General features: G+C 70.9%; 18 protein-coding genes and 4 pseudogenes. 13 read left to right on the top strand and 9 right to left on the bottom strand.

Annotated elements, in window-relative coordinates:
• Window positions 1-411: a cobalamin B12-binding domain-containing protein gene (locus tag ACEXOX_RS29385; protein ID WP_030024580.1), complete on the bottom strand. Its 411-nt coding sequence runs from the start codon at window positions 409-411 to the stop codon at window positions 1-3.
• A 426-nt stretch (window positions 412-837) separates the two neighbouring features.
• Here ACEXOX_RS29385 and ACEXOX_RS29380 point away from each other — a divergent pair.
• Both ACEXOX_RS29380 and ACEXOX_RS29375 read left to right on the top strand, forming a co-directional pair.
• Window positions 838-1,757: pseudogene (locus ACEXOX_RS29380) on the top strand (esterase/lipase family protein).
• A 288-nt stretch (window positions 1,758-2,045) separates the two neighbouring features.
• Window positions 2,046-3,848, top strand: coding sequence for a M23 family metallopeptidase (locus ACEXOX_RS29375; RefSeq protein ID WP_406524130.1), 1,803 nt, complete (start codon window positions 2,046-2,048; stop codon window positions 3,846-3,848).
• A 90-nt stretch (window positions 3,849-3,938) separates the two neighbouring features.
• On the opposite strand, the pseudogene pcrA reads toward ACEXOX_RS29375, so the two are convergent.
• Window positions 3,939-6,415 (bottom strand): annotated as a pseudogene (pcrA, locus tag ACEXOX_RS29370) (DNA helicase PcrA).
• A gap of 572 nt (window positions 6,416-6,987) precedes the next feature.
• Here pcrA and ACEXOX_RS29365 point away from each other — a divergent pair.
• Window positions 6,988-8,184, top strand: a complete 1,197-nt coding sequence (locus ACEXOX_RS29365; protein WP_406524129.1) for an NlpC/P60 family protein — start codon at window positions 6,988-6,990, stop codon at window positions 8,182-8,184.
• 58 nt (window positions 8,185-8,242) lie between these two features.
• Here the strand turns inward: ACEXOX_RS29365 and ACEXOX_RS29360 are convergent, their stop codons facing one another.
• On the bottom strand, window positions 8,243-8,596 hold the full coding sequence (locus ACEXOX_RS29360) for a hypothetical protein (RefSeq protein ID WP_406524128.1): 354 nt from the start codon (window positions 8,594-8,596) through the stop codon (window positions 8,243-8,245).
• 434 nt (window positions 8,597-9,030) lie between these two features.
• On the opposite strand from ACEXOX_RS29360, the gene ACEXOX_RS29355 reads away from it, so the two are divergent.
• Window positions 9,031-9,822, top strand: a complete 792-nt coding sequence (locus tag ACEXOX_RS29355) for a GNAT family N-acetyltransferase (RefSeq protein ID WP_406524127.1) — start codon at window positions 9,031-9,033, stop codon at window positions 9,820-9,822.
• A gap of 12 nt (window positions 9,823-9,834) precedes the next feature.
• On the opposite strand, the gene ACEXOX_RS29350 is transcribed toward ACEXOX_RS29355, so the two are convergent.
• The gene (locus ACEXOX_RS29350; protein WP_030025108.1) at window positions 9,835-10,959 is read right to left on the bottom strand and encodes an esterase family protein; all 1,125 of its coding nucleotides are present in this window, start codon (window positions 10,957-10,959) and stop codon (window positions 9,835-9,837) included.
• 211 nt (window positions 10,960-11,170) lie between these two features.
• Here ACEXOX_RS29350 and ACEXOX_RS29345 point away from each other — a divergent pair.
• Window positions 11,171-12,442 (top strand): annotated as a pseudogene (locus ACEXOX_RS29345) (serine hydrolase domain-containing protein); the annotation flags it as partial.
• 247 nt (window positions 12,443-12,689) lie between these two features.
• On the opposite strand, the pseudogene ACEXOX_RS29340 reads toward ACEXOX_RS29345, so the two are convergent.
• Window positions 12,690-13,246: pseudogene (locus ACEXOX_RS29340) on the bottom strand (TetR/AcrR family transcriptional regulator).
• 71 nt (window positions 13,247-13,317) lie between these two features.
• Here ACEXOX_RS29340 and ACEXOX_RS29335 point away from each other — a divergent pair.
• Complete coding sequence (locus ACEXOX_RS29335; RefSeq protein ID WP_406524126.1) at window positions 13,318-14,475, top strand: FAD-dependent monooxygenase; 1,158 nt, start codon at window positions 13,318-13,320, stop codon at window positions 14,473-14,475.
• A gap of 168 nt (window positions 14,476-14,643) precedes the next feature.
• Here the strand turns inward: ACEXOX_RS29335 and ACEXOX_RS29330 are convergent, their stop codons facing one another.
• The gene (locus tag ACEXOX_RS29330) at window positions 14,644-14,811 is read right to left on the bottom strand and encodes a hypothetical protein (RefSeq protein WP_167745497.1); all 168 of its coding nucleotides are present in this window, start codon (window positions 14,809-14,811) and stop codon (window positions 14,644-14,646) included.
• Between the two features lie 299 nt (window positions 14,812-15,110).
• On the opposite strand from ACEXOX_RS29330, the gene ACEXOX_RS29325 reads away from it, so the two are divergent.
• Entirely contained in the window at window positions 15,111-15,581 is a 471-nt protein-coding gene (locus tag ACEXOX_RS29325) for a hypothetical protein (RefSeq protein WP_406524125.1), read from the top strand.
• Between the two features lie 1,330 nt (window positions 15,582-16,911).
• On the opposite strand, the gene ACEXOX_RS29320 is transcribed toward ACEXOX_RS29325, so the two are convergent.
• Complete coding sequence (locus tag ACEXOX_RS29320) at window positions 16,912-17,727, bottom strand: helix-turn-helix domain-containing protein (RefSeq protein WP_406524124.1); 816 nt, start codon at window positions 17,725-17,727, stop codon at window positions 16,912-16,914.
• A gap of 189 nt (window positions 17,728-17,916) precedes the next feature.
• Here ACEXOX_RS29320 and ACEXOX_RS29315 point away from each other — a divergent pair, with 189 nt between their 5' ends.
• The 6 genes from ACEXOX_RS29315 (at window position 17,917) to ACEXOX_RS29290 (ending at window position 23,325) form a co-directional block, all read left to right on the top strand.
• Window positions 17,917-18,216, top strand: a complete 300-nt coding sequence (locus ACEXOX_RS29315; RefSeq protein ID WP_406524123.1) for an ATP-binding protein — start codon at window positions 17,917-17,919, stop codon at window positions 18,214-18,216.
• Between the two features lie 291 nt (window positions 18,217-18,507).
• A complete protein-coding gene (locus ACEXOX_RS29310; protein ID WP_406524122.1) occupies window positions 18,508-18,921 on the top strand; it encodes a hypothetical protein in 414 nt (137 codons plus the stop codon).
• The gene (locus ACEXOX_RS29305) at window positions 18,921-19,679 is read left to right on the top strand and encodes a cytochrome P450 (protein ID WP_406524121.1); all 759 of its coding nucleotides are present in this window, start codon (window positions 18,921-18,923) and stop codon (window positions 19,677-19,679) included. Before ACEXOX_RS29310 ends, ACEXOX_RS29305 begins: the two co-directional genes overlap by 1 nt.
• Window positions 19,680-19,804: 125 nt before the next feature.
• On the top strand, window positions 19,805-21,310 hold the full coding sequence (locus tag ACEXOX_RS29300; RefSeq protein ID WP_406524120.1) for a tryptophan 7-halogenase: 1,506 nt from the start codon (window positions 19,805-19,807) through the stop codon (window positions 21,308-21,310).
• A gap of 32 nt (window positions 21,311-21,342) precedes the next feature.
• On the top strand, window positions 21,343-21,921 hold the full coding sequence (locus tag ACEXOX_RS29295; RefSeq protein ID WP_406524119.1) for a TetR/AcrR family transcriptional regulator: 579 nt from the start codon (window positions 21,343-21,345) through the stop codon (window positions 21,919-21,921).
• Between the two features lie 111 nt (window positions 21,922-22,032).
• Window positions 22,033-23,325 carry an MFS transporter gene (locus ACEXOX_RS29290; RefSeq protein ID WP_406524118.1) on the top strand — a complete coding sequence of 431 codons (1,293 nt, stop codon included), beginning with the start codon at window positions 22,033-22,035 and terminating at the stop codon, window positions 23,323-23,325.
• Here ACEXOX_RS29290 and ACEXOX_RS29285 read toward each other — a convergent pair.
• Both ACEXOX_RS29285 and ACEXOX_RS29280 read right to left on the bottom strand, forming a co-directional pair.
• Window positions 23,303-24,007: a response regulator transcription factor gene (locus ACEXOX_RS29285; protein WP_030024483.1), complete on the bottom strand. Its 705-nt coding sequence runs from the start codon at window positions 24,005-24,007 to the stop codon at window positions 23,303-23,305. The genes ACEXOX_RS29290 and ACEXOX_RS29285 overlap by 23 nt on opposite strands.
• Window positions 24,008-24,104: 97 nt before the next feature.
• The gene (locus tag ACEXOX_RS29280) at window positions 24,105-25,427 is read right to left on the bottom strand and encodes a PspC domain-containing protein (RefSeq protein WP_406524117.1); all 1,323 of its coding nucleotides are present in this window, start codon (window positions 25,425-25,427) and stop codon (window positions 24,105-24,107) included.
• Between the last annotated feature and the right edge of the window lie 401 nt (window positions 25,428-25,828).

The following is a 25,828-nucleotide window of genomic DNA, read 5'->3' as shown; positions in this document are numbered from 1 at the left end:
TCAGGCTGCCAGCTGGCGGACGTTGGCGCGGACCCACTCCACGATCGACGTGGTCGTCGCTCCGGGCGTGAAGATCTCCGCGACGCCCAGTTCCTTGAGGGGCGCGATGTCCGCCTCCGGGATGATCCCGCCGCCGAACACCTTGATGTCCGCCGCGTCCCGCTCCTTGAGCAGCTCTATGACCTTGGCGAACAAGGTGTTGTGCGCACCGGACAGGATGGACAGGCCGATCGCGTCGGCGTCCTCCTGGATCGCGGTGTCCACGACCTGCTCCGGGGTCTGGTGCAGCCCCGTGTAGATGACCTCCATGCCGGCGTCGCGCAGCGCCCGCGCGATGACCTTGGCTCCCCGGTCATGACCGTCGAGTCCCGGCTTGGCCACCACCACGCGGATCGGACCCTGCACACCCATCACTGCCTCCCAGCCCTGCACGGCACGACACGGCTCCTGCACGGGGCAGGGCCGCCGGACCGACATCCGAATGGCGGCCGCGCCGGCCGCCCCAAGCGTGAACGAACGTTATCGCCAGCATCCCGTACCCGGCCGTTTCGTGACACGGAGGGAGGGGGAAATCACACGTTGGGACACGTTCGCTACGCGTTGCGTTCCGCGGTGGTTCACCGGCGGGGCGGACGCCCGGGGAGCCGCAGTGAGGTCGCCGCGCCTCCGCGCCGTCAGCCGCACGGCACGGAGGCCCGGCCGTTGAACGCATCCGTCTTCGTATCCGTACGTCCGGGCAGCAGCTCGTTCACGTACTTGTACGTTGCCGGAAGCGGCTGCCCACGACGGGCTACGGGGGACAGAGTCGTCTCCCGCGTGCCATTCGGGAGGTCGGCCATGATGGCCTTGCCCTTTCTCTGCTGTCTGGCCCGCCCCACCGCGCTGCTGCGCGCGACGGTGATGGAGCTGGCGATCCTCGTCGGGCATCTTCTGCTGTACCCGACCGGCATCCAGCAGGAACAGCACAGCGCCCTCCCCGGCACGCCCCCGGACCCCGGCCCCGACACCGGCCCCACCTCCGGCCCAGAGATCGCCCCTGCCCCCACCCCCGCCTCGCCCCTTTCCCCCGTCCCTTCCCCCTCCTCTCCTCCCCGAGCCCCCCTGCTCCCCACAGAGGGCCGCGCCCACCCACCGGTGCTCCTGCTGCACGGCTTCATCGACAACCGTTCCGTCTTCGTGCTGCTCCGCCGCTCACTGCTGCGGCACGGCTGGCGTCACGTGGAAGCGCTCAACTACTCCCCCTCACCTGCGACCTGCGCAAAGCGGCCGAGCTGTTGGGCCGTCACATCGAGCAGATCTGCGAGCGCACCGGCCACAGCAGGGTCGATCTGGTAGGTCACAGCCTCGGCGGCCTGATAGCGCGCTACTACGCCCAACGGCTCGGCGGCGACCTCCGTGTGCGCACCCTGGTCACTCTCGGTACGCCGCACGCCGGCACCCGCGTCGCGCCGCTGATGTCCGCCCACCCCCTCATACGGCAGATGCGCCCGCATTCCGACGTGATCGAGGAGTTGGCGCGGCCCGCCCCGAATTGCCGTACGCATTTCGTCTGCTTCTGGAGTGACTTGGACCAGCTGATGGTCCCGATCGAGACCGCGCGTATCGATCACCGGGATTTGATCACCCGCAGCGTGCGGGTATCCGGTGTCGGGCATCTCGCCCTCCCGGTCAACGGCGCGGTGGCGGCCGGAATACGGGAGGCGCTCGGTGCCGAGGAGGCCGCGGAGGAGAGCGCGAGCGCCACGTCGGTGGCCTGACCTCCACGGAGCCCGGTCGCCGCCCGCCGACGCCTCGGCGGATCTTCGCCGTGGGCACTTTCCAAGGTCGCGCCCGCCCATTCGATCTTCTGGCGCGCACTCCCGCAGCCCCACGGCGCTTCGAACGCGCTTCGAACGCGGCGCCAAGAACGCGCATAGTGTCCGCCGAAAGGCGGCCAAATGCCCGTTGCCGAGAAGCCCGAAACCTGCCGAAGATTGTCGCCGTCACGTACTGCCGGGTACAGTCGCCGCTAATTCTCCTGCTGCCGAGGCGAAAGAGAAGTGGTGGTGAACGACCGTCACTCGCCGGAGTCCCCTGCTCCGGCTGTCCCCTCTCCCGACGCCTCGTATGCGCACTACCCGGCCTACGGGTCCTACGGACATCAGGACCCCCAGACCGGCCATGCCGCATACGGCGGCGGCGACCCGTACTTCGGCGCGCTCCCCGGCCACCAAGCCCCCGGTGCGCACGACACCGCGCCGTACGGCACCGACGCGTACCGCACCGACGCGTACGGCACCGCCCCGTACGGGACCGACGCGTACGCCGCGTACCCCGCCGATGCCCGGAACGGCGGCTACGACCCGGGTACCCACTCCGCGGGCGCCCATGACACCGGAACGTTCAACTCCGGCGTCCAGGCCACCGGCACCCACCCGGACGCGGCCTACGACCCGTACTCCCACACCGCGTACGACAGCGCGTACGGCGCCACCCACGACGCCTCCTACGACGCCGCGTACAACACCGGTGGCTACCGAGCCGAGGCCCCGGCCGGGCCCGACGGCTACGAGGCCACCGCGGTCTGGGGCGTCGTCGGCGAAGGCCTGATTCCCGGCATCCCCGCGCAGGCGGGCCCGCCGGAGCCGGGCGTTCCGTACGGCGCCGACGCCAGCTCCCAGTGGGAGACCATGACTTGGGCCGGACCGGGCATTCCGGGCCTGGGCCGCCACGGGAACGACCCGTACGAGCCCGGGCAGCCTTACGGTTCCGAGCCTTACGGTTCCGAGCCTTACGCGAACACAAACGATCAGTACCCGTCCGCTTACGGCGGGTACGAGGCGTTTTCCGCCGCCGACCCCGCGGACAACCGATTCGCCGAGGCCCTGACCCAGACCACCCCGGCCATCGGCCCGGACTTCGACGGCGTCAAGCCTGTCGACGACGGCGAGCCCGTCGACGGCCTGGACGACATGCACGGCCCGGACGACATCCACGGCGCCGACGGCGTGTACGCGGACGCCGCCGACATCACGCCCGACGGCAACCCCGCCGCCTCCGCCCCCGCTTCCGTCCCCGGCGCACGCGCCTCCCGCTCACGCCGGGCCGCACCGGGCGGCGGTACGTCCGGCCGCGGCCGCCGCCGTACCGCGAAGCGTTCCGCGCTGCTCACCGTCGCGGTGCCCTCGGTCGCCGCGATGGGCGTGTGCGCCGTGGCCGCCGCCTCCGTCACCAGCGGTGCGGAGAACGGCGCCAAGGACAACACGACGACCCGGGCAGCCGGGGACCCCGCGGCCGTACAGCCGGCCGTGGCCAACAACAAGCTCGACACCCAGCTCGCCAGCCTGAGCGCGGGCGCCGACGATTTCGCCGACCGCGCCAGCCGTACGCAGGAGCGCATCGACCTCAAGGCCCGGCAGGCCGCCGAGAAGCGGCGCAAGATCCAGGAGGCGGCGCGCAAGGAGGCCCTGCGCCCCAAGTTCGCGCTGCCGGTCGCGCAGCACGGGCTGAGCGCGCTGTACGGGCAGGCGGGCCTGAACTGGATGTCCGTACACACCGGTATCGACTTCCCGGTCGACTACGGCACGCCTGTCATGGCCGCCACGGACGGCACCGTACGCACCCAGTTCAACGTCGCTTACGGCAACATGGCGATCGTGACCGCCCCGGACGGCACCGAGACCTGGTACTGCCACCTGAGCACCACGAAGATCCGGGCGGGCAAGGTCAAGGCCGGGGACCAGATCGCCTACTCGGGCGACTCCGGCAACTCCACGGGACCGCATCTGCACTTCGAGGTGCGCCCCGGCGGCGGCTCGGCCGTCGACCCGCTGCCATGGCTGCGCAGCCACGGCCTCAACCCGAACTGACCGGCTGACCGTCCGGCGTCCCGCTCCGGGACGCCGGACGGCCCCGGGACGCCGGACGGCCCCGGGACGCCGGACGGCCCCGTCAGGGCCTCAGAGCTTCTCCACCGGCGCGTACCGCAGCAGCAGCCGCTTCGGCTTCTCGCCGCCGAAGTCGATCGTCGCCTCCGCGTTGTCGCCGCTGCCCTTGACCGCGACGACCGAGCCCAGCCCGAAGCTGTCGTGCGTGACGCGGTCGCCGACCGCCAGCGAGACCACCTCGCGGTCCTTGGCGCGCCGGGTCGCGAAGCCGCTCGGCCCGGCCTTCGTACGCGAGGAGGACAGCCCGGAGCCGAAGCCCCCGCCGCCCGTGCCCGAGAGCGCGCCCATCGAGGCGGAGGGCGTCGCGGGGCCGGTGCGCCGCCAGTCGAGGTACTGCTCCGGGACCTCCTCCAGGAAGCGGGACTGCGGGTTGTACGACGGCTGGCCCCAGGCGCTGCGCATCGTCGCGCGGGTCACGTAGAGCCGCTCGCGGGCGCGGGTGATGCCCACGTACGCCAGGCGCCGCTCCTCCTCCAGCTCCTTGGTCTGGCCGAGGGCGCGCATGTGCGGGAAGACGCCGTCCTCCATGCCGGTCAGGAAGACGGTGGGGAACTCCAGGCCCTTGGCGGTGTGCAGCGTCATCAGGGTGATGACGCCGGAGCCTTCCTCGTCCTCGTCGGGGATCTGGTCGGAGTCGGCGACCAGCGCGACCTGCTCCAGGAAGTCGGAGAGGGTGCCCGGGTTCTCCTCGCCGCGGTCCTGCTCGAATTCCAGGGCGACGGCGGCCAGTTCCTGGAGGTTCTCGATGCGGGTCTCGTCCTGCGGATCGGTGGAGGCCTGTAGCTCGGCGAGGTAGCCCGTACGCTCCAGCACCGCTTCCAGGACCGTGGCGGGGCCCGCGCCGGACTCGACGATGGTGCGCAGCTCTTCCATGAGCGTGTTGAAGCGCTTGACGGCGTTGGCGGAGCGCGCGGCCATGCCGTACGCCTCGTCGACCCGGCGCAGCGCCTGCGGGAAGGTGATCTTCTCGCGGGCGGAGAGCGCGTCGATCATGGCTTCGGCGCGGTCGCCGATGCCGCGCTTGGGCACGTTCAGGATGCGGCGCAGCGGGACGGTGTCCTCGGGGTTGGCGAGGACGCGCAGGTACGCGAGGACGTCGCGGACCTCCTTGCGCTCGTAGAAGCGCACGCCGCCGACGACCTTGTAGGGCAGGCCGACCCGGATGAAGATCTCTTCGAAGACGCGGGACTGGGCGTTGGTGCGGTAGAAGACCGCGACGTCGCCCGCCTTGGCGTCGCCCGCGTCCGTCAGCCGGTCGATCTCGTCGGCGACGAACTGGGCCTCGTCGTGCTCGGTGTCGGCGACGTAGCCGGTGATGCGGGGGCCTTCGCCGGCGTCCGTCCACAGGTTCTTGGGGCGGCGGTTCTCGTTGCGCTCGATGACGGCGTTGGCGGCGCTGAGGATCGTCTGCGTGGAGCGGTAGTTCTGCTCCAGCATGATCGTCGTGGCGTCCGGATAGTCCTCCTCGAACTGGAGGATGTTACGGATCGTGGCGCCGCGGAAGGCGTAGATCGACTGGTCGGCGTCACCGACCACGCACAGCTCACCGGCGGTCTCGGCCGGTCCCACCAGCTCCCGGACCAGGGTGTACTGGGCGTGGTTGGTGTCCTGGTACTCGTCCACGAGGACGTGCCGGAAGCGGCGGCGGTAGTGGTCGGCGACATCCGGGAACGCCTGGAGGAGGTTGACCGTGGTCATGATGATGTCGTCGAAGTCCAGGGCGTTGGCCTCGCGCAGCCGCGCCTGGTACATCCGGTACGCCTCGGCGACCGACTTCTCGAAACCGTCGGCGGCCTGGTCCGCGAAGGTCTCCTCGTCGATGAGCTCGTTCTTGAGGTTGGAGACCTTGGCGCTGAAGGACTTCGGCGGGAACCGCTTGGGGTCGAGATCGAGGTCCCGGCAGACCAGGGCCATCAGGCGCTTGGAGTCGGCCGCGTCGTAGATCGAGAAGGACGACGTGAAGCCCAGCTTCTTGGACTCGCGGCGCAGGATGCGCACGCACGCGCTGTGGAAGGTGGAGACCCACATGGCGTTCGCCCGCGGGCCGACCAGCTCCTCGACGCGCTCCTTCATCTCGCCCGCGGCCTTGTTGGTGAAGGTGATCGCGAGGATCTCGCCCGGGTGCACACCGCGCGCGCCGAGCAGATGCGCGATGCGGTGCGTCAGGACGCGGGTCTTGCCGGAACCGGCGCCGGCGACGATGAGCAGCGGGCCGCCGGTGTGGGCCACGGCGGCCTTCTGCTGATCGTTGAGCCCCTCCAGGAGGGCGGCCGGATCCACCGCGGGGCGGGGGCGCCGTCGCGGTAGTACGGGTCGCGGCCCGGCCCGACGGCGTGCGGGATGCCGCCGGGCACGTCGAAGCGCCCGCCGAACAGGTCGGCCGGGATCTCCTCCGGTGCCGGACCGTCCTCGTCCTCGGGAGGCGGCGGGGGCCCTTCACCCGTGGGTTCGAGGTCCGCCAGGAAGCTGTCGTCAAAGAGGCTGCTCATCGCCCACCGAGTCTAGGCCGCCGCACTGACAGCCCGGCCCGTACCGGCAGAACCGGCCGTGTGAGGTGGCCCGCCCCGCCCCGTCCCGTAGCGGACGGTCACGGTCGGCCACCGCCCCCGTACCGGCCGGGTACGACAGCCACCGTCCCCGTACGGTCACAAGTGACTCGGAACACGCCCCGGACTCGGCAAGATAACGAAAAGGTTTCGGGCATATCGAACATCAGCCTTCACAGGAGCCACACGGGTTGGCTACCGTGCTCGCTCGGGCAGCCCGCGTCCCCGCGGCCGACAGCGTCCGCACGGGCCGCCCCCGCCGAGTCCGGCCCTGCCGCCAGGCACCCGGAGCCGGGGACCCACACGTACCACCGAGGTGAATCGGCCGGTACGGCACACGACGAGAGGCGCCTCGGCGCACCGCCCGGAGCACCACTCGGGGCACCGCCCGGAGCACCCGCTCGGGGCACCGCCCCCGCCCCTCTCCCGCAGCCGTACGGACCGTAGGGCACCCTTCCGTACGCCCGAACCTGACAGCTAACCCGGTAGGCGGTCCACGGAAGGAGTCGCCGGCCTTGGCGTCGCACCGCAAGCCGCGCACCCGCATACTCACCTCCCCCGGCAGCCGCCGTACGGCCGCCGGGCTCACCACCGCCGCCCTCGCCTCCGTCACCCTGCTCTCGCAGACCGCCGAGGCCGCGCCGCGTCAGCCCCGGCAGTCCGTCGAAGAGGTCAGGCAGAAGGTCGACGACCTCTACCGCCAGGCCGAGGTGGCGACCCAGAAGTACAACGGCGCCAAGGAGCAGGCCGACCAGCAGCGCGGCACCGTCGACCGGTTGCTGGACGAGTCCGCCCGGCGCACCCAGAAGATGAACGACGCGCGGCGTGAGCTGGGCGTCTACGCCTCGGCCCAGTACCGCACCGGCGGCCTGGGCCCCACCGCCCAGCTGATCCTCGCGCAGAACCCGCAGCAGTTCGCCGACCGCAGCCACCTGATGGACCGGCTGACCGGCCGGCAGCAGCAGGCCGTCACCGACTACCAGGAGCAGCAGGCCGCCGCCGTACGGCAGCGTGCCGAGGCGACGCGGAGCCTGGAGCGGCTGACCGAGACCCAGGCGTCCCTGAAGGAGTCCAAGAAGGACGTCCAGGACAAGCTGGCCGAGGCCCGGCAGCTGCTGTCGCGGCTGACCGCCCAGGAGAAGGCGCGGCTGGCGGAGCTGGAGCGCAAGAAGGAGGCCGAGGCCAAGCGCAAGGCCGAGGAGCTGGCGCGCAAGCAGGCCGAGAAGGAGCGCAGGGAGCGGGAGGACCGCGAGCGGCACGACGGTCCTGGTCAGGGCACCGGTTCCGGGTCGCCGGGCAGCGGTACCGGCGAGGGCTCCGGCGGCGGGACCGGGGGTGGCTCGGTGGACGACGGTTCGTACGCGACCAAGGCCGCCAAGGCGCTCGCGTTCGCCCGCGCGCAGACCGGCAAGCCGTACGTCTGGGGCGCGATCGGCCCGAACTCCTACGACTGCTCCGGTCTGACGCAGGCGGCCTGGAAGGCGGCGGGGGTGTCCCTGCCGCGTACCACCTGGGACCAGGTGAAGGCCGGCGACCGGGTGGCGACCAAGGACCTGAAGCCGGGTGACCTGGTGTTCTTCTACGACGACATCAGCCATGTCGGGATGTACATCGGCGACGGCAAGATGATCCACGCGCCGAAGCCCGGCGCGAGCGTACGGGTCGAGTCGATCTACTACATGCCGATCTACGGAAGCGTCCGGCCGGCATGAGAAGAGGGCCGTGGGGCACCCGCCCCACGGCCCCCGGCAGGCCCTCGTCAGCCGTCGCTCACGTCCACAGCAGGGCGATGAAGATGTTGACCACCGTCAGCAGCCCGACGGCCAGGAAGAGGGGCTTGTCCACCTTCTCCTCGTCGCGCTTCACGTAGACCAGGCCCAGGATCACGATCAGTACACCGAGTTTGACGCCGAGCTTGACGTTGTCGAGCGAGTGGTCCTGGGCCTGGTTGAGGCCGACCAGGGCGATGCCGGTCACCAGCATCGTCAGCGCGCCGTGCAGCATGGCAGGCGTGAAGCGGGCGGTGCCCGCGCTCATCGGCTTCATCTGGGTCAGGAAGCCACCGAGCAGCGAGGCGATGCCGATGATGTGCAGACCCACGAAGACCTTGGTTACTACGTCCATAGTGGTGGATCGTAGCCCTGGCCTCGCGCCACTTCTCACTCAGGTCTGCCTCTCCTGGCGTTCCGGTGCGGCGTTCCGGTCTGGCATTCCGGCCTGGCGTTCCGGTCACAGCCCGTACTCAGCCCGCCTCCGAGGCGTACGAACCCGGACACCGGCGCCCATCGCCGGACCGAAAACGAGCAATACCCGGCAACCGGCCGCTTTTCCGGGGTCCCGAGGTTTAGCGTCCTTCATCAGGCGGCCGACTCCCCACCGCCGCCGGATTCCGCCCCGGCGGTCGTCGGCCGTCCCCGCCGAGAGGAAGGGCGGCGGCCCGCTCCCCCTGTTACGGGCCGCCGCCTGACCCAGCCGGTGCACCGGGTGCGTACGACGCCCGATCGGCCGGGACGGATATGCACGGGCGCCGCGCAGCGTCCCGTCTTAAGATCGGCCGCATGAACCTCCCTATAGACAACCCCCCTATAGATACGACCGGTTCACCCCTCTCCTCCCTCATCTCCCCCGCGCCTCTCCCGCCCCACCTTCCGGATCTCGTCCGGATCTGGGTGCACGGCTGGACGCGCTGCCGCGGCACCGCCGCCCCCGTCGCCACGCGAGGCGGCTTCCACGTCGAGATCGGCCGTCCGGGCCAGCCGGGCCGTTACGTCTTCCCCACCGCCGACCCGGACGTCCTGCGGAGCCTCACCGCCTCGATCACCGCCCCCAACCTGTGGGTCAAGGTCTGCGCCCCGCGTGCGGTGGTCGCCCCCTTACTGCCGTCGGGCTGGGAGTTCGACGAGCCGCAGTTCCTGATGTCCGTCACGCCGGCCGCCCCCGGCGAGCCCTCGGCCCGCCGCCCCCACGCCCCGGCCCGCTACACGGTCGAAACGGTCGACAAGGACGGCAACGGCATCCTCGACTGCCGGGTCCTGCACACCGCGACCGGTGACCTGGCAGCCCGGGGCCGGGCCGCGGTCACCGACGCCGGGACGCCTCCGGCCGTGATATTCGACATGATCAACACCAGTGCGGGGCACCGCCGCCGCGGTCTGGGCGGCCTCGTCATGAACGCGCTCTCCGCGCACGCCGCCGAACTGGGCGCGGCCCACGGCCTTCTGGTGGCCAGCCCGGAAGGCCAGGCCCTCTACCGTTCGCTGGGCTGGCGGCTGCACGCCCCGGTCACGGCCGCCCGTATCCCGCCGCCTGGCGGCGGGCCCGCTGCCACCCCGCCGCCCGCCGGGACGTGATCACGTCCCCCGTCAGGACGTGACCACACCGCTGAGCCACCGGAAGACCTCCGGTATCTGGTTCTTCCACACGGCCGTGCCGTGGCCGCCCGCGCCCGGCGGGATCAGCTTCACCTTGACCGTGGTCGGGTTCTGGGCGAGCTGCTTGAGAGCGAGCCCGGCCTCGTAGCCGTCCCCGGACGCGCCGGAGACGTAGAGCGCGGTACGCGGCGGCTTGCCCGCCTTGTTGGCGGACTTGAGGATGGTGACCGGGTTGCTCTCGACACGGAGCTTGGGGTCCTTGCCGGCCAGGGAGGCGGGCTCCAGCTTCGGGTCGTTGAAGCCGGAGAGGCTGACGGCGGCGCGGTAGCGGTCGGGGTGGGCCAGCGCGAGCTTGGTGGCGCAGTGCGCGCCCGCCGAGTAGCCCGCCAGCGCCCAGGATTCGGCCTTGTCCTCGGCCCGGAAGTTGTCGATCACCATCTGGCGCACGTCGACGCTGAGCCAGCTGTCGGCGTTCGCCTTGCCCGGTATGTTCACGCAGCCGGTGTCCACGCTGCCCAGGAGGGTGGTGCGCGGCGAGACGAGGATGAAGGGCTTGATCTTGCCCCGTTCCATCAGCGACTTCAGCTGCTCGGGCGCCTTGAGCGTGCCCATCCAGGACTTGGCGGAGCCGGGGAAGCCGGGCAGCATCTGCACGACGGGGAACTTCTTGTCCCGGTACGCCGGGTCGTCGTACTGCGGCGGCAGCCACACGTACACCTCGCCGCTCACACCCGAGATCCGCCCCTTGAACTCGCCCTCCTGGACGCCCGGGCCGACCACCGAGTCCTTCGGCGGCCCGAACGCCACCCGCTGCTTGGGCTCGTCCTTCAGCTTCAGCCCGCCCAGGCCGTCCGGCCCGAGGTCCTTGGCGGCTTCGACGTGGTCGGACGTGCCGAGCAGGTCGTCCCAGTTGTCGTAGAGGCTGTTGGCGTTGTTGACGGCGACGAACACCAGCGTGATCGCGGTGGCCTGGGCGAACAGCAGCATGCCCAGGCGCGCCAGGCCCCGTACGAACTGGGGACCGCGGACGCGGCTCCACAGCGCGAACGGCAGCACGACGGCGACGACCAGCAGCGCGATCGCAGTGAGGAAGAAGGGCGTACCCGTCAGACTCATCGGGGATCTCGCTTCCAGGGGACGGTGCGGCGTGGGCATGGTTCTGGCCCTGCCGTCGGCAGCGAGCCTCTCCGCAAGATTAGATGGTCATCCGACAGCGCTCGGTTGCCCCCTTGGGACCTTCTTTGCACACATCGGCCCACGGGTGTCCGCGCGGGATAAACCTGACAATCGTCATACGAACGTGTGGGCGATGCAGTACTAAAGACAGATGTGCGGGGGCGTCGCAGCCGAGAAGATCGCAGGCAAGCCGGAAACCCGGCCATGCGAAGACCGGCAAGGGCTCGCCGGAGCCCCCGGTCACGACCTGACGGAGATCACCATGCCCCTGCACCCTCCGACCCGCCCGAGTCGCCGCCGGTTGAGACTGGCGGCCACCACCACGGCCGCCACACTGGCTCTGCTCGCACCGGCCCTCCCCGCCTCGGCCGCCGGGACGGCCACCCCACCACGCCCCACGCCCGCCGCGACCGCCTTACCCACCCTGGTCACCGCGCCCACTCCCCCCGCGGTGCCGGCCCCGCCGCACCACACCGGCTCGGACGACCGCACGACACCGGACCGCAAGGCTCTGGACCGCACGGCTTTGGACCGCAAGGCTCTGGACCGCACCTTGCAGAATCTGCACGACGTAGGCATGTACGGCGCCTACTCCGCCGTCCGGGACGGTGACGCGTCCTGGCAGGGCGCCTCCGGCGTCGCCGACGTACGGACCGGCCGCCCCACGACGCCGCAGCTCCAGCACCGCATAGGCAGCATCACCAAGACGTTCACCGCCACCGCCGTTCTCCAGCTGGCCGGCAAGGGCCGCATAGACCTGGACGCGCCGATCGGCCGCTACCTGCCCGACCTCGTCCCCGGCGAGCGCGGCCGGGCGATCACGGTACGGATGCTGCTCAACCACACCAGCGGCATCGCCGATTACGGCTACGCCATCTGGCAGAAGCCGGAGGACCTGGAAAAGCAGCGCTTCCACCGGTGGGACCCGCGCGAGCTGGCCAGGCTGGGCCTGGCAGCGACACCGACCGGCAAGCCCGGCGAAACCCATCACTACGCCAACACCAACTACGTGATAGCCGGGTTGCTGCTCCACAAGGTCACCGGGCAGACGCAGGAGAGGTACATCACCGACCACGTCATCCGCAGGGCCGGGCTCCAGAACACCTACTTCCCGGCCTCCCCCTGGATCGCCGGACCGCACTCCAAGATGTACGAGGGCCTGAACGGGGAGTTCGACCCGCCGCGTGACTTCAGCGTCCACGACATGTCCTGGGCCGGTACGGCCGGTTCGCTGGTCTCGACGATGGACGACCTCAACCAGTTCTTCCGGGCCCTGCTGACCGGCAAGCTGCTGGGCCCGGCGGAGCTGCGCGAGATGCAGACCACGGTGCCGACGGAGAATCCCCTGCTCCGGTACGGGCTCGGCATGTTCTCGCTGGATTCGGCCTGCGGCCGGTTCTGGGGCCACAACGGCATTGTCTCGGGCGCAGCGACCGACTCCTTCTCCAGCCCGGACGGCCGGCGGCAGGTGTCCCTCGGCACGAACCTGGTGCGCTACTACGGCCTGAAGGCGGACGGCACCGAGATACTGGGCCCGATAGACGACGCCAAGGCCATGCACATAGGCCAGGCCCTGTGCGGCACTCCCCCAAGGGGACGGAGGGCTGAAGGAGCGTTCCGGAGTGAGGTCCGCAGGCGGCGGTTCGAGCAGGGCCGTGGACGCCTGGGTTCTAACGCAGCGCGGCGGCGACCAGGCCGTCCAGGGCCGTGCGCTGCACTTCGCCGCCGCTCACCAGTCGATCGAAGACCAGTCCGTCTATGCAGGTCAACAGCGTGTGAGTGCGGTTCTCGACGTCCGTGACGCCGTGCGTGGCGAGGAACAGCCGGACGGCCTCACGGCCGGCGTTCTCGCGGGGCACCAGGATCTCCCGTAGCTCCGGGTTGCGCACGCTCTCGATGGCGCAGGCATGGCGGGCGAGCGAGCGGCGGCGGCCCTCGCCGGTGAGTCGCTGCCGGGTGAGCAACACCATGCCGTTCACCAGCTCCTCGACGGTACGCAGGGGGAAAGCTCTTCGGCCATCGTCTGAAGTTCCGCCTGGTCGAGGTGGACCAGCCGGGTCACGAGCCCGGTCAGCAGTGCGGCACGGGTGCGGAAGTAAGCCGAGGTGGTGCCGGGCGGCATGGCGGCTTTCCGGTCGACCGCGCGGTGGGTCAGGCCGCGTATCCCTTCGTCGACGAGCACGTCGAGAGCCGCATCTGCCAGAAGGGTGCGCCGGTTCGAAGCCATACCCCCTTTCTACACCCGTAGAGACTCGGCTTAAGGTGGCTTCTACAGGTGTAGAAAAAGGGGGCTCTGGCATGGTGAACACGGCAGTGGTGGTCGGAGGGGGCATCGCCGGGCTGGCCGCCGCGATCGGTCTGCACCGCATCGGATGGGACGTGACGGTCCTTGAGCGTGCGTCCATGGTCGAGGACGCGGGGGCAGGCATCTCATTGGCCGCCAACGGCCTGCGGGCACTGGACGAACTCGGTGTCGGCGGGGCGGTCCGGAATGCGTCACAAGGCCAGTACAGCGGCGGCACCCGGACGCCCCGGGGCACCTGGCTGACCCGGCTGGACGGCTCGGTGCTGGAGAAGAGGGTGGGCACGCCGATCATGGGCATCCCCCGCTCCGTCTTGCACCGGCTGCTCCGCGACTCCCTGCCCGCCGGATCGCTGCTCATCGGCTCGGAGGCAACCGGGGTCGAACAGGCCGGCCCTGAGAAAGTTCACGTCCACAGCGGCACCACGGTCCTGAACGCCGATCTGGTGGTGGCGGCCGACGGCATCGGCAGCAGAGTCCGCAGCCGTCTGTTCCCAGACCATCCTGGCCCGGTCTACAGCGGCTCGACGGTGCTGCGCGCCATCACCGAGGGCGCGGTCGACCTGCGCGCCGACTTCGAGCTGACCTGGGGCCGAGGCGCGGAATTCGGGCACATCGCCTTCCTGGACGGGCGGGCCGAGTGGCACGCCGTCCTCAGCCACCCCGCCGGAACACGATTCGTCGACCCGCTGGCCGAGCTGCGCCGACGGTTCCGTGCCTGGCACGACCCGATCCCCGCCCTGCTCGACGCGACCCGGCCCGAGGCCGTGTTGCATCACGATGTGAACGAACTCCGCACGCCGCTCCCCTCATACGCGGTCGGTCGGATCGCGCTTCTCGGCGACGCGGCTCATGCGATGACCCCCAACCTCGGTCAGGGCGCCTGCCAGGCTTTGGAGGACGCGGTCACCCTGGCCGCCGCCCTCGCCACCGAGTCCACCGTCGGGGCCGCGCTCGCCCGCTACGACGCCGAGCGCCGGCCGCGCAGCCAGGCCGTCGCACGGGCTGCCCGGCAGGCCGGGAGAATGGGCCAACAGCTTTCCCGGCCGCTGGCCGTCACCCTGCGGAACACGGCGATGCGACTGACACCGTCCCGGGTCACCACCCGCATGATCTTGCGTCATCACGCCTGGACCCCTCCGACGCTGAACTGATCCGGTTCGCCCCCGCCGCCGACGGACCCCATGGGCTGTACTGGTGTGACGGCTGACGCCGCGTCGGGCGCTCGTGGGTTTGCGGCGGCAGGAGCCGGGTGACGTCATACCGGTCGTCACCGTCAACGGGTCCGGTCTGGGCAAGGCGCGCCGGGCCGGGACGCCGGGTCAGGCGCGGCGCTCGCGGCTCAGCCACAGGCCGGTGCCCGCACTGAGCGCGCCGACGCCGCACGCCACGCTCAGCAGGATCTGTTTCACACCGTCCTCGACCATCATGTTGACGAACACGTTGGCCAGCAGACAGACGGCGAGCAGAAGCCAGAGCAGGGCCTTCATGGGGTTCCTCCGTGGCGATGAGGGTGACGGTGAGGCGGTACGGCTTCGACTCTTCCGGACGCAGACGGCGCCGACGAGGGGGCCAACACCCCGACCGGGGTGTGGCCAGCACCCCGGTCGGGGACGGCGCGGGGGCCCGTATGAGGACGGGCGCGGGGGCCGGCTCGGACAGGGAGATGAGTCTGGTCGGCGCCTGCCGGACTGGTGCCGGACGAGCTGGTTTCACATCTCGTGAGGTGAGGGCTGGGGAGGGTCTGCGATGATCACGATGTGAACGTGTTCAAATTGGGGGTGGCCGGGTGACTGTCAGGACGATCCGGCCGGGGGCTCGGCGGGAGCTTGCGGAATGGTGGCTGCTGGACTGCGCGCTGCGGTACGTGGTGATCTTCTGCGCCGGGTGGGCGGCCACGTGGGTGACGTCTCCGAGGCATATCGGGGAGGCGACCGAGGTGCGGGTTCAGCTGGAGCGGATGTCGATCGGCGGCGTCTGGGCGTTCCTCTTCTTCGCGCTGCTGTCGCTGCTCATCCTTGTGGGCCTGTCGGCTCGCAGGACGCTGCGGGAGCAGGACGAATTCCGGGTGCTGACCAGCGTGTTGTTCATGATTCCGATGGCTCCCCTGCTGTTCACCCTCCGCTGGGGATACGCGTGGTTCTTCCTCCCCGCCGCTCAGGTGGTCTTCGCCTTCGCGTTCTTGCCGCTGCCGACGCGCTGCATCGTGTCGTGGGTCGAGCCCGGACGGGAGAAGGAGCGGGCGAGGTGGGCGAAGTGACGGGTGCGTTCGGCGCGGAGGTGTTCGGCGGCCGGGTCGGGGGCGGTGAGTCGCCTCGGCAGGGGCGGCAGAGGCCGCCGGGAAGGGCTTCCGGACGGCCTGGGACGCCACACTCGGTGCATTCCAGGAAGCGGGTGCGGGCCGGGGCGCAGCCTGAGGCGGGGGCGGTTCCGCCCTGCGGCGGGGGGAGTTTGTCGGTGAGGCGCCTACGGGCGATGGCGCCTGCGGAGTGCACCTCGGGCGGCAGGCCGGCGGTGAGGGCGGTGACGAGGTGGGCGCTGGACACGCCCCGGGCCAGCCACTCGGTGGCCTGCCCTTCGAGTGCGGCGCATTCGGCGGCGGAGAGCATCATGCGGGGGTCGGCGCTGCCGAGGGTGGCGAGGGCCGCGTACGCCGGGGAGGGGGCCGGTGGGGCCGGGCGGGGGTTGGCGGGTACCACGCGACGGGAGGGCTGCGGTCGCTCGTCCGGTTGAACCTGCGGGAGGGGCGGGGGCGGCGGCAGTTCTGAGGGCGGGGTCGCGGGCGGCGGCGGGGGCGGGGGCAGTTCTGAGGGCGGGGTCGCAGGTGGAGGCGGGGGTGACGGTGTGGGCGGGGGTGACGAGGCGGGCGGGGGTGACGGTGCGGGGGATTGTGCGGGTGTGTCGACGGCCAGGAAGTCGCACCACCAGGTGTCGTCGCGGGCGGTGCGGGTGAAGTACGTGCGGTAGACCCACTGGGAGCGGCCGTTGCCGACGGTCTCCTGGACGCGGCGCAGGTGGCCTGCCGTGGAGAGGCGGGTGAGGGCGGAGCGGACGGCTTGCTGGCCGTAGCGGGGTTGCGCGGCGGCGAGCGTTTTGACGTCCATCGCGGCGCCGTCCGGGAGCCGGTCGATGAAGGCGCCGAGGTACGCCTCGCGTTCGGGGAGGTGGGCGAAGTCGTCCGGACGGGAACGTGCCTGGTCAGGGGCGCTTCGCTTGCCGTAGCCGGTGGCGGCTTCGGGGTGTGCGGGTACGGGCGCGCAGGGTGCCGTAGTAAGTTTGGCGTCAGCCACGAGATCGCTCGTTTCGATCTTGGAGGTCAGACCCCGGTTCGGTGTTGGCGCACCTGCCGGGGTTGCTTATTGCTCGCAACGCGCAACCGCTGCTCGCTGTCGCGACGGTAGAGCCTCGCGACGCTCGGTGGCAAGCCGGTCACGTGAAGTCATCCGCGCTGGTATGCGCGGGGGTTGGGAGGGCGGGTGGGTTGTCCCAACCCACCCGTTCCTTACAGAAGGAGCTCGACGCCCGCCCCCCGAAGCTCGGGTATCAAGCGCCGGAGGCGACCAACGGCGCCTTCCGCGTTGCCGGGACGCTCACAACTCCTTCGCCACCTGCCGGATGAACTCGTCACTGTCCTCCACACTCAGCGCTTGCATGCGCACCATGCCGAATGCGCGACGATGGCGGCTCACATCGCTCGGATCGGATTGCAAGACGCTGACCCCCTGCCCAGTCATGTACGCATACGTCTCGTGCTCGACGGTTTCGATCAGCACCACCGGACCGGCGAGCGCGCAATAGGGAGCGCGGTCGACCGGCAGGATCTGCACGCACACGTTACGAATCCGCTGGATCTCCAGCAGGTGTTCGAGTTGTCGCCTCATCACTTCGGCATCACCCACCCTCGCGCGTAACGCTGCCTCATAGATGACAAAGGCGTAGTGCGCATCAGGCTTACCGTCCAACAACTGCTGCCTCTGGAGCCGGAAGGTGATGCGTTCCTCCACCGTCTCGTCGCTCAACGGCGGGAGGCCACGGTTCATCAGGTCGCACACATACTCCTCGGTCTGCAACAAGCCCGGAATGTAGAGCGGTTCGTACCAGTACAGCCCGATGGCGGTCTTTTCGAGGTCCATGTACTCGGCGAGGCGCCTGGTGCACTTCTCCGGCTTCAAGTACTCGTGCGCCGCCTCCAGGAAGCCGTGCGTACCGCACATCTGGTCCGCGACCTGGAGCATGCGCAGGGTCGGCCTCCGGCGGCCCTGTTCCATGGACTTGACGTACTCGGCGTCGTAATTCGCCTCGTCGGCGAGTTCCTCGCGGGACAGGCCCGCTTGGGTCCGCCACAATTTCAGCTGGTTACCGCAGTAGCGCCATGTCGCCGGCGGCTGTACGGATTCCTCGGGCACCGCGCCCCTTTCCTCGGCACGACCGGTACAGCCTGGTGCGTACCCTTGTCGCGGCTGCTGACGGTACGCCCGCGCCGACAGGCTCGGGATCGTGAACGACGGAAATTCCCCCTTCAGAATGAATGGTGGCTGCCGCGCCATCCCCGGAGCGCGCGGCGGGCGCGTAAGTACCTGCGTGAACTCGCGGAGGTGTGGCAGTTGCGGGCCGAGGCGACCGACACCGCCGTGCTCATGCTCAGCGAACTGACGGCCAACGCCTGTGTCCACTCACGCTCTCCGCGCGGCCGCTACGTACGGGTGCGGTGCCTGCTCCACTCGGGACGGCTGCGTGTCGAGGTGTCCGACGCCGGTTTCGCGATGCCCGAGCCCCGGGTGGCGGGCTGCTACGACGAGGACGGGCGCGGCCTGGCGTTGGTCGCGGCGTTGGCGGACGAGTGGGGGTGTACCCGCGCCCGTATGGGATCGGGAAGGTGGTGTGGTTCGAGCTGAGTCACTGCATCAGCTCTCCCGACCCCAGCCCCAACCCCAGCCCCGGCCCCGGCCCCGGCTCACCGCGCCGGGAGACGGCGGATGAAATCCAGTAGCAGCGTGCAGATCGCCGTGGGGCGTACGTACCGGGGCGGGTACCGGTGGATGATTTCTGCCCGCGCACGCCACGTTCACCGTCGCCGGTGGTTTCGCCCGTGCTGCCGCTTCTGTCGCCAGTGTCCGGGAATGGTGCCGGACATGGCCGCTGCTGAACCCGGGGACACGCACCAACCGTGCCCGTACCCGTTCCCCATGCCCCCACCGGGCAGCATGGGCCCGCCGCCGCAGTACGCGGCGCTGCGCCGCAGATGCCCGGTCGTCCAGGTCACCACGCCTTTCGGTGCTCCGGCGTGGTACGTCACCCGCTACGACGACGTACGCGAGCTGCTCGCCGACGGCCGGTTCGTCCGGCCGACCATCAACGACTGGCCGGTCGACGCGGACGCCGCCGCCCGTGGTCCCGGCCTGGTCACCATGATGGAACTCGAAGGGCCACGGCATGCGGCCCTGCGCCAGGCGCTGGCGGAACCGTTCAGTGTCCGCGCGACGAGGCAGCGGCGGCCGGCCCTCCGCGCCGCCGCCGACCGCCTGTTGGAGCCGATCACCGCCGGCGGGCCGCCCGGCGACCTCGTGACCGGCTTCTTCGAGCCCTTCCCCTGCTGGTGATGTGCGAACTGGTGGGCATTCCCTACGAAGAACGCGCGTCCTTCCTCGCCGCGGCGGACGCCGCGCTCGGCGCGCTGGTCACCTTGGAAGAGGGCCGGGAGGCCACCCACCAGCTGCGTACGTACATGACCGCGCTGCTGGAACGTCGCCGTCGCGCGCCGGGCGGGGACATCCTCAGCTCGCTGGTCAGGGCGAGTGACCGCGGCGTGACGGGCGAGGAGAGCGGGGTGGACGAGGAGAGCGTGCTGGCGTTCGGGCTGTCGATGCTCGTGGCCGGTTACCGCACCACCACCATGTTCCTGGCCAACGCCGTACTGGCCCTGCTGACCGAGCCGGACCGGTACGACAGGCTGCTGGGCGACCGCGCGTTACTGCCCACCGCGGTCGACGAGCTCCTGCGCTTCCTGCCTGTGCAGAACGGCGTCACCGTCCTCCAGGCCCGGCAGGACGTCACCGTGGGCGGGCGCACCATCCGTGCCGGCGAGGCCGTACTCCCCGTACTGGCTGCCGCCAACCGCGACGAGCGGACGTTCCCGGAGGCGGATCGCCTGGTGCTGGACCGGCAGCCCAACCCCCATCTGGCCTTCGGGCGGGGCCCGCACAACTGCATCGGCGCCCACCTGGCTCGCGCCCAGTTGAGCGTCGGCCTGGAAGCCCTGCTCGACCACTTCCCCCGGCTCCGCCTCACGGGGCAGCCCTCCGCATGGGAGGACCACTCCCCCGTCCGGGCACCGCTCACCCTGCCCGTGACCTGGTGACGCCCCACGCGAGCCCCCATGCACCACCGCGGGCCGGGTCCCGCGCACCACCACAGGACGGCCCCGCCCACCACCGCAAGACGGGTCCCGCGCACCACCGCAAGACCAGAAAGGGAAGACGCCTCATGCCATCGGATACCGCGAGCCCTGAAGAGTTCGATGTCGTCGTGGTCGGCGGCGGGCCCGGCGGCTCCACCACCGCCGCCCTGGTCGCCATGGCCGGTCACCGCGTCCTGCTGCTGGAACGAGAACATTTCCCCCGGTATCAGATCGGGGAGTCCCTCCTGCCCTCGACCGTCCACGGCATCGGACGCCTCCTGGGCGTGAGCGACGCCCTGCGCGACGCCGGTTTCATGCGCAAGGGCGGCGGCACCTTCCGATGGGGCTCGGCGCCCGAACCGTGGACGTTCTCCTTCGCCGACTCGCCCGGCCTCGGTGCCTCCGCGGGCTACGCCTACCAGGTGGAACGGACGCGGTTCGACGCGCTGCTGCTGGATCACGCCCGGCAGGTCGGGGCCGTCGTACGCGAAGGGTGCACCGTGCGGCGCGTCCTCCGCGCGGACGGCCGTGTCCACGGCCTGGTCCATCGCACACCGGACGGCTCGGAGGCCGAGGTACGCGCCCGCTATGTCGTGGACGCCTCCGGCAACACCGGCCGTCTGCACCGCGCGGCCGGGGGCGAGCGGGTGTACTCCCCGTTCTTCCGTAACATCGCGGTCTTCGGCTACTTCGAGAACGGACGCCGCCTGCCGCCGCCGAACCAGGGCAACATCCTGTGCGCCGCCTTCGACAGCGGCTGGTTCTGGTACATCCCGCTCAGCGACCGCCTCACCAGCGTCGGCGCCGTCGTCCACCGAGAACACGCCGACCAGGTGCAGGGAAACCCCGAGCGGGCGCTTGCCGGGCTGGTGGACCAGTGCGCTCTCGTGCGGGACTACCTCTCCGGCGCCCGGCGCGTCACCGAAGGGACGTACGGCGCCGTGCGGGTCCGCAAGGACTACTCCTACTGCGACACGCGGTTCTGGGCGCCGGGAGTGGCGCTGGTCGGTGACGCCGCGTGCTTCATCGACCCCGTCTTCTCCTCCGGTGTGCACCTGGCGACGTACGCCGCCATGCTCACCGCCCGCTCGATCAACACCGTACTGAGCACCGCGATGGACGAACGCCGGGCCTTCGACGAGTTCGAAGCCCGCTACCGCCGCGAGTACACCGTCTTCCACGACTTCCTCGCCGCCTTCTACACCATGCAGGCCCCGAGTGACGCCTACTTCCGGCAGGCCCACAAGCTGACCGGCGGGCAGGCGGGCGCGGTGGCCTCCTTCATCAACCTGGTGGGCGGGCTGGCCTCCGGCGACCGGGCGCTCACCGACGCCGAGCAGGTCACCGCACGTCTCGGGACCGCCGCTCGGGTGCTGGACGAGTCCGCCCACCACTACCAGGCGTCCCCGGACGGCGACCCGTGGGACGAGAGTCCGATGCTCGGCGAGACCTTCGCGCAGAGCGACCTGCTCGCCGAGCAGGGAGCCACCGGCAGCGGCTTCGCGGAGACGGCCCCGCAGTTCCCGGGCGGACTGGTCGCCACCGAGGACGGCCTCCATTGGGCGGAGCCGACGGGGCCCGCGCGTTCTTGAACGATCGGTCAGCTATCCCCTAGGGTGCTCACATGGGCAGAACCAAGGAGTTCGACCCGAGCGCCACCCTTCAGGCCGCCCTGGAGCTGTTCTGGCGCAAGGGGTACGAAGCCACCTCGATGCAGGACCTCGTCGAGCACCTAGGCATCAACCGGGGGAGCATCTACGCGACGTACGGCAGCAAGCACGAGTTGTACCTGCGCGCGCTGGACCGTTACTGCGAGAACGAAGGGTCGGTGGCGCTGGAGCGGCTGAACCAGCCGGGCCCGGCGCTGCCCGCCGTCCGCGCGTTCCTGCGGGCGTTCGCCGACGAGGCGCTGGCGGACCAGGACCGCAAGGGCTGCCTGGTGACGAACACCGCCGTGGAGCTGCTGCCGCGGGACGCGAAGGCGGAGCGGCGCGTCGAGACGGCGTTGCACGAGGTGGAGTCGGCCGTCACCGGGGCGCTGATCCGGGCCAAGGCGCAGGGCGAGCTGGCGGAAGGGGCGGACGTGCGGGCGCAGGCCCGTTTCCTGGTGACCTTCGTCCAGGGGCTGCGCGTCATCGGCAAGACGGGCGACGAGCGGCGGATCAACGACGCGGTGGAACAGGCGATGACCGTACTGCGCTGACGGCGGCGGCCCCGTACTGGCACGCCGACACACCCCTCCCCCGCCACTGTGCACGGAGGGGGTTTCATCCGCCCATTTACTGGAACGATCGGTTAGGAAAAGAGGGGGATCATGCGCGTACCACGCGCCGTGTACGTCCTGGCCCTGGGCATTTTCGCCATGGTGACCAGCGAGTTCGTCGTCGCCGGGCTGATGCCGCAGATGGCGGAGGGGCTGGGCGCCACCGTGCCGCAGGCCGGCTATCTGATCACCGCGTTCGCGGTGGCCATGGCCGTCGGCGGGCCGTTCCTGACGGTCGGTGTCATGCGACTGCCGCAGAAGCGCGCGCTGGCGGTGCTGTTCGCGGTGTTCCTGGTCGGCAACGTGCTGGCGGCCGTCGCGACGGACTACTGGACCATGATGGTCGCGCGCGTCGTCACCGGCATCGCCTCGCAGGCCTTCTTCGGGGTGGCGCTCTCCGTCTGCGCCCAGCTCACGCCCCCGGAGGCGCGCGGCCGGGCCGTCGCGGTGGCCATGAACGGGCTGATGCTCGGCACCTTGCTCGGCCTGCCGATGTCCACGCTGATCGGCGAACACCTGGGCTGGCGCGCGGCGTTCTGGACGATCGCCCTGCTCACGGTGGGCGCGGCGGTGTGCACGGCGGTCGGCGTACCGAAGCTGGAGCGCGCCGACGCGGGCGGCGGCATACGGGAAGAACTGGGCGCGTTCCGCAATCCCCGGCTGTGGCTGACCCTGTCGACCAGCACGCTGATCATCGGGGCGACGTTCTCCGTCTTCAGCTACTTCAACCCGATCCTCACCGAGGTCACCGGGTTCGGGACCGGGACCGTACCGCTGCTGCTCGTGGCGTACGGGGCGGCCACCGTCGTCGGGAACACCGTCGTCGGTCGGCTCGCCGACCGGCACACCGTCGCCGTACTGCTCTGCGGCCTGGTGCTGAACCTGGGCTTCCTCGTGGGCTTCGCGCTCTGCACCCACCTCGCCGTCCCGGCGGTGGTGTTCATGATGGGGATCGGGCTGGCCGGGGTCACGATGAACCCGGCGATGGTCACCCGCGTCCAGCGCGCCGGCAACGCGCGGGCGCTGGTGAACACCGTGCACTCGTCGTTCATCACGCTGGGCGTGATCGTGGGGTCACTGGTCGGCGGACTCGCCATCAGCGCGTACGGGCTGCGGGCGCCGATCTGGCTGGGGGCCGGGCTGGCGGTGCTCGGGATCGTCTCCCTGACGCCGGAGTTCGGGCGGCGGGAGCATCGCCGTACGGGGCGTGTGGTCGCGGGGGCGGGCGGCACCGGGGCCGCCCCAACGGCCTCGGCCGTCTCGGCTACCTCGGCTGCCCCTGCCGCCCCGTTTGCCCCGGCCGCCCCCGAAGCCGCCCGCGTCAGACCAGCCGCCGGGCCGTAGCCCACCGGGTCAGCTCGTGCCGGTTGGAGAGCTGGAGTTTGCGCAGTACCGCCGAGACGTGCGACTCGACCGTCTTGACCGAGATGAACAGCTGCTTGGCGATCTCCTTGTACGCGTAGCCACGGGCGATCAGGCGCAGCACCTCGCGCTCGCGCTGGGTCAGCCGGTCCATGTCCTCGTCCACCGGCGGGGCGTCCGTGGAGGCGAACGCGTCCAGTACGAAGCCGGCCAGCCGCGGGGAGAAGACCGCGTCGCCGTCCGAGACCCGGAAGATCGCGTCGACCAGGTCCGTACCGGTGATGGTCTTGGTGACGTAGCCACGGGCGCCGCCGCGGATGACGCCGATGACGTCCTCGGCGGCGTCGGACACGGACAGCGCAAGGAAGCGCACCGGGCGCTCGGGGTCGGCCATCATCGAGGCGGAGCGGCGCAGCACCTCGACGCCGCCGCCGCCCGGCAGGTGCACGTCCAGCAGGACGACCTCGGGGCGGGTGGCGGTGATGACCGTGACGGCCTGGTCGACGTCGGCGGCCTCGCCGACGACCTCCACACCGGTCTCGTCGGTGCGGCCGATCTCGGCCTGGACGCCCGTACGGAACATCCGGTGGTCGTCGACGAGGACGACTCGCACGGTGCGGGCGGGGCCGCCGGTCTGGTCGTCCTGTGCGGCGTCGCTGTTCATCTCGTCCGTCCGTCCCTCGTTGGCGTTGGCGCCGGCGTGCGCGGCGGTGGCGTCGGGGCCGGCGTCCGTTGCCCGGGGACGCCGTGCCGTCCTCTCATCATCCGTCATCCGGCAGGCGCTCCGCCTCCAGCTCGACCACGGTGCCGCCGTCCGGCGCGGAGCGCAGCCGGGCCGTGCCGCCGTTGCGCTGCATCCGGCCGATGATCGACTCCCGTACGCCCATGCGGTCGCCGGGGACCGCGTCCAGGTCGAAGCCGGGGCCCCGGTCGCGCACCGAGACGAAGACCGTACGGCCCTCCACCTCGGCGTACACCTGCACGGCGCCGCCCTCGCCGCCGTACTTGGCCGCGTTGACCATCGCCTCGCGCGCGGCCTGCAACTGTGCGCTCAGCCGCTCGTCCAGCGGGCAGTCGCCGACCACCACGACCTCGATCGGCACGCCGTGGTGGTCCTCGACCTCGGCCGCGGACTTGCGCACCGCCTCGGCGAGGGTGTCCGGCTCCTGCTCCTCGTCCTTGCCGCGGCCCTCCGGCTTGTAGAGCCAGGCGCGCAGTTCGCGTTCCTGGGCGCGGGCGAGGCGGGCCACCTCGCGCGGGTCCTCCGCGTTGCGCTGGATCAGGGTGAGGGTGTGCAGGACCGAGTCGTGGACGTGTGCGGCGACTTCGGCGCGCTCCTGCGCGCGGATCCGCATCAGGCGTTCCTCGGAGAGGTCCTGCGTCATACGCACCAGGTACGGGCCCGCGAGCAGCGCGATACCGACCAGGACGGCCAGGGCGGCCTGGAGCACCGAACCGAGATGCCGGACCGAGCCCTGAAGGACGACGATGCCGGTCACCCCGACGCCGACCAGGACCACACCGGCCGCACCGCGCACGACCGGCAGCACCCCCTTGCGGCGGCCCATCTCCAGCCACTGCGCGCGCCGCGCGTTGTCCGCCTGCCGCCAGACCAGCGCGACGCCCGCGCCGATCAGCAGGATCGGCCACACGTAGGCGTTCGCCCGGCCCAACTGGAAGCGGGACGCGACGGCGGCCGCACCGGCGAGCAGGGTGAGCAGCGCGAATATCTGCCCCTTGTCGGCCTTACGGCCGCCCGCCGCCCGGCCCTTGCGGCCCCACGCCAGGCGTCCGGCGGTGGTGGTGGACGCGCTCGCGCGCGCCGCGTCCACACCGCCCACACCCAGCGGCACGATGAACCAGAAGGCCGCATACAGCAGTGCGCCCATGCCCTCGGCCATGAACAGCGCGATGAACACGACCCTGACCCAGGACACCGGCAGCCCCAGGTGCCCGGCCAGCCCGCGCGCGACACCGCCGAGCATCCGCCCGTCGGCGCTGCGGTAGAGCTTGCGCAGGGGCGGGTCGTCGGGGTCGGGCACCGGGGCGTAGCTCGCCTCGGGCCGGGTCGGCGCGGTGGTCATGACACCGATCGTCACACGCGGGAAGGCTGCGGGGCATCAGGGTGGACCCTGACGGCACCCCTAACCGTTCGCGACTTTGGATGTGGGTGGGCCGGAGCTTTCGATACAGGAGGCCGGTGACAGGGCACCCCGTACCCGGCCTGCCCCCGTCTACTGCTTGGCGTCCTCGGGCAGCTGGAGCCCGGCCAGGACGTTGTCGAAGACCTTCTTGTACCGCTCCCACTCGGCGTCCGGCGCGGAGAGGTAGACCGCGTACTCCTTCTCGCCGGGCCGGCCGAACCCCAGGTCCACGGCGCGGAAGTCCCGCTTGCTCCCCGCCCATCTCCACTCCCACAGCGCGGCGGGCCGCTCGCGGAAGACCGTGCCCTGCATCCGCAGCTGCTGGTACCCGGGGAACTTGC

The organism is Streptomyces sp. Ac-502 (assembly GCF_045222935.1).
Lineage (GTDB): Bacteria > Actinomycetota > Actinomycetes > Streptomycetales > Streptomycetaceae > Streptomyces > Streptomyces monomycini.
The sequence above is the reverse complement of the archived record's forward strand: the minus strand, read 5'-3'. Positions and strand labels throughout refer to the sequence as shown.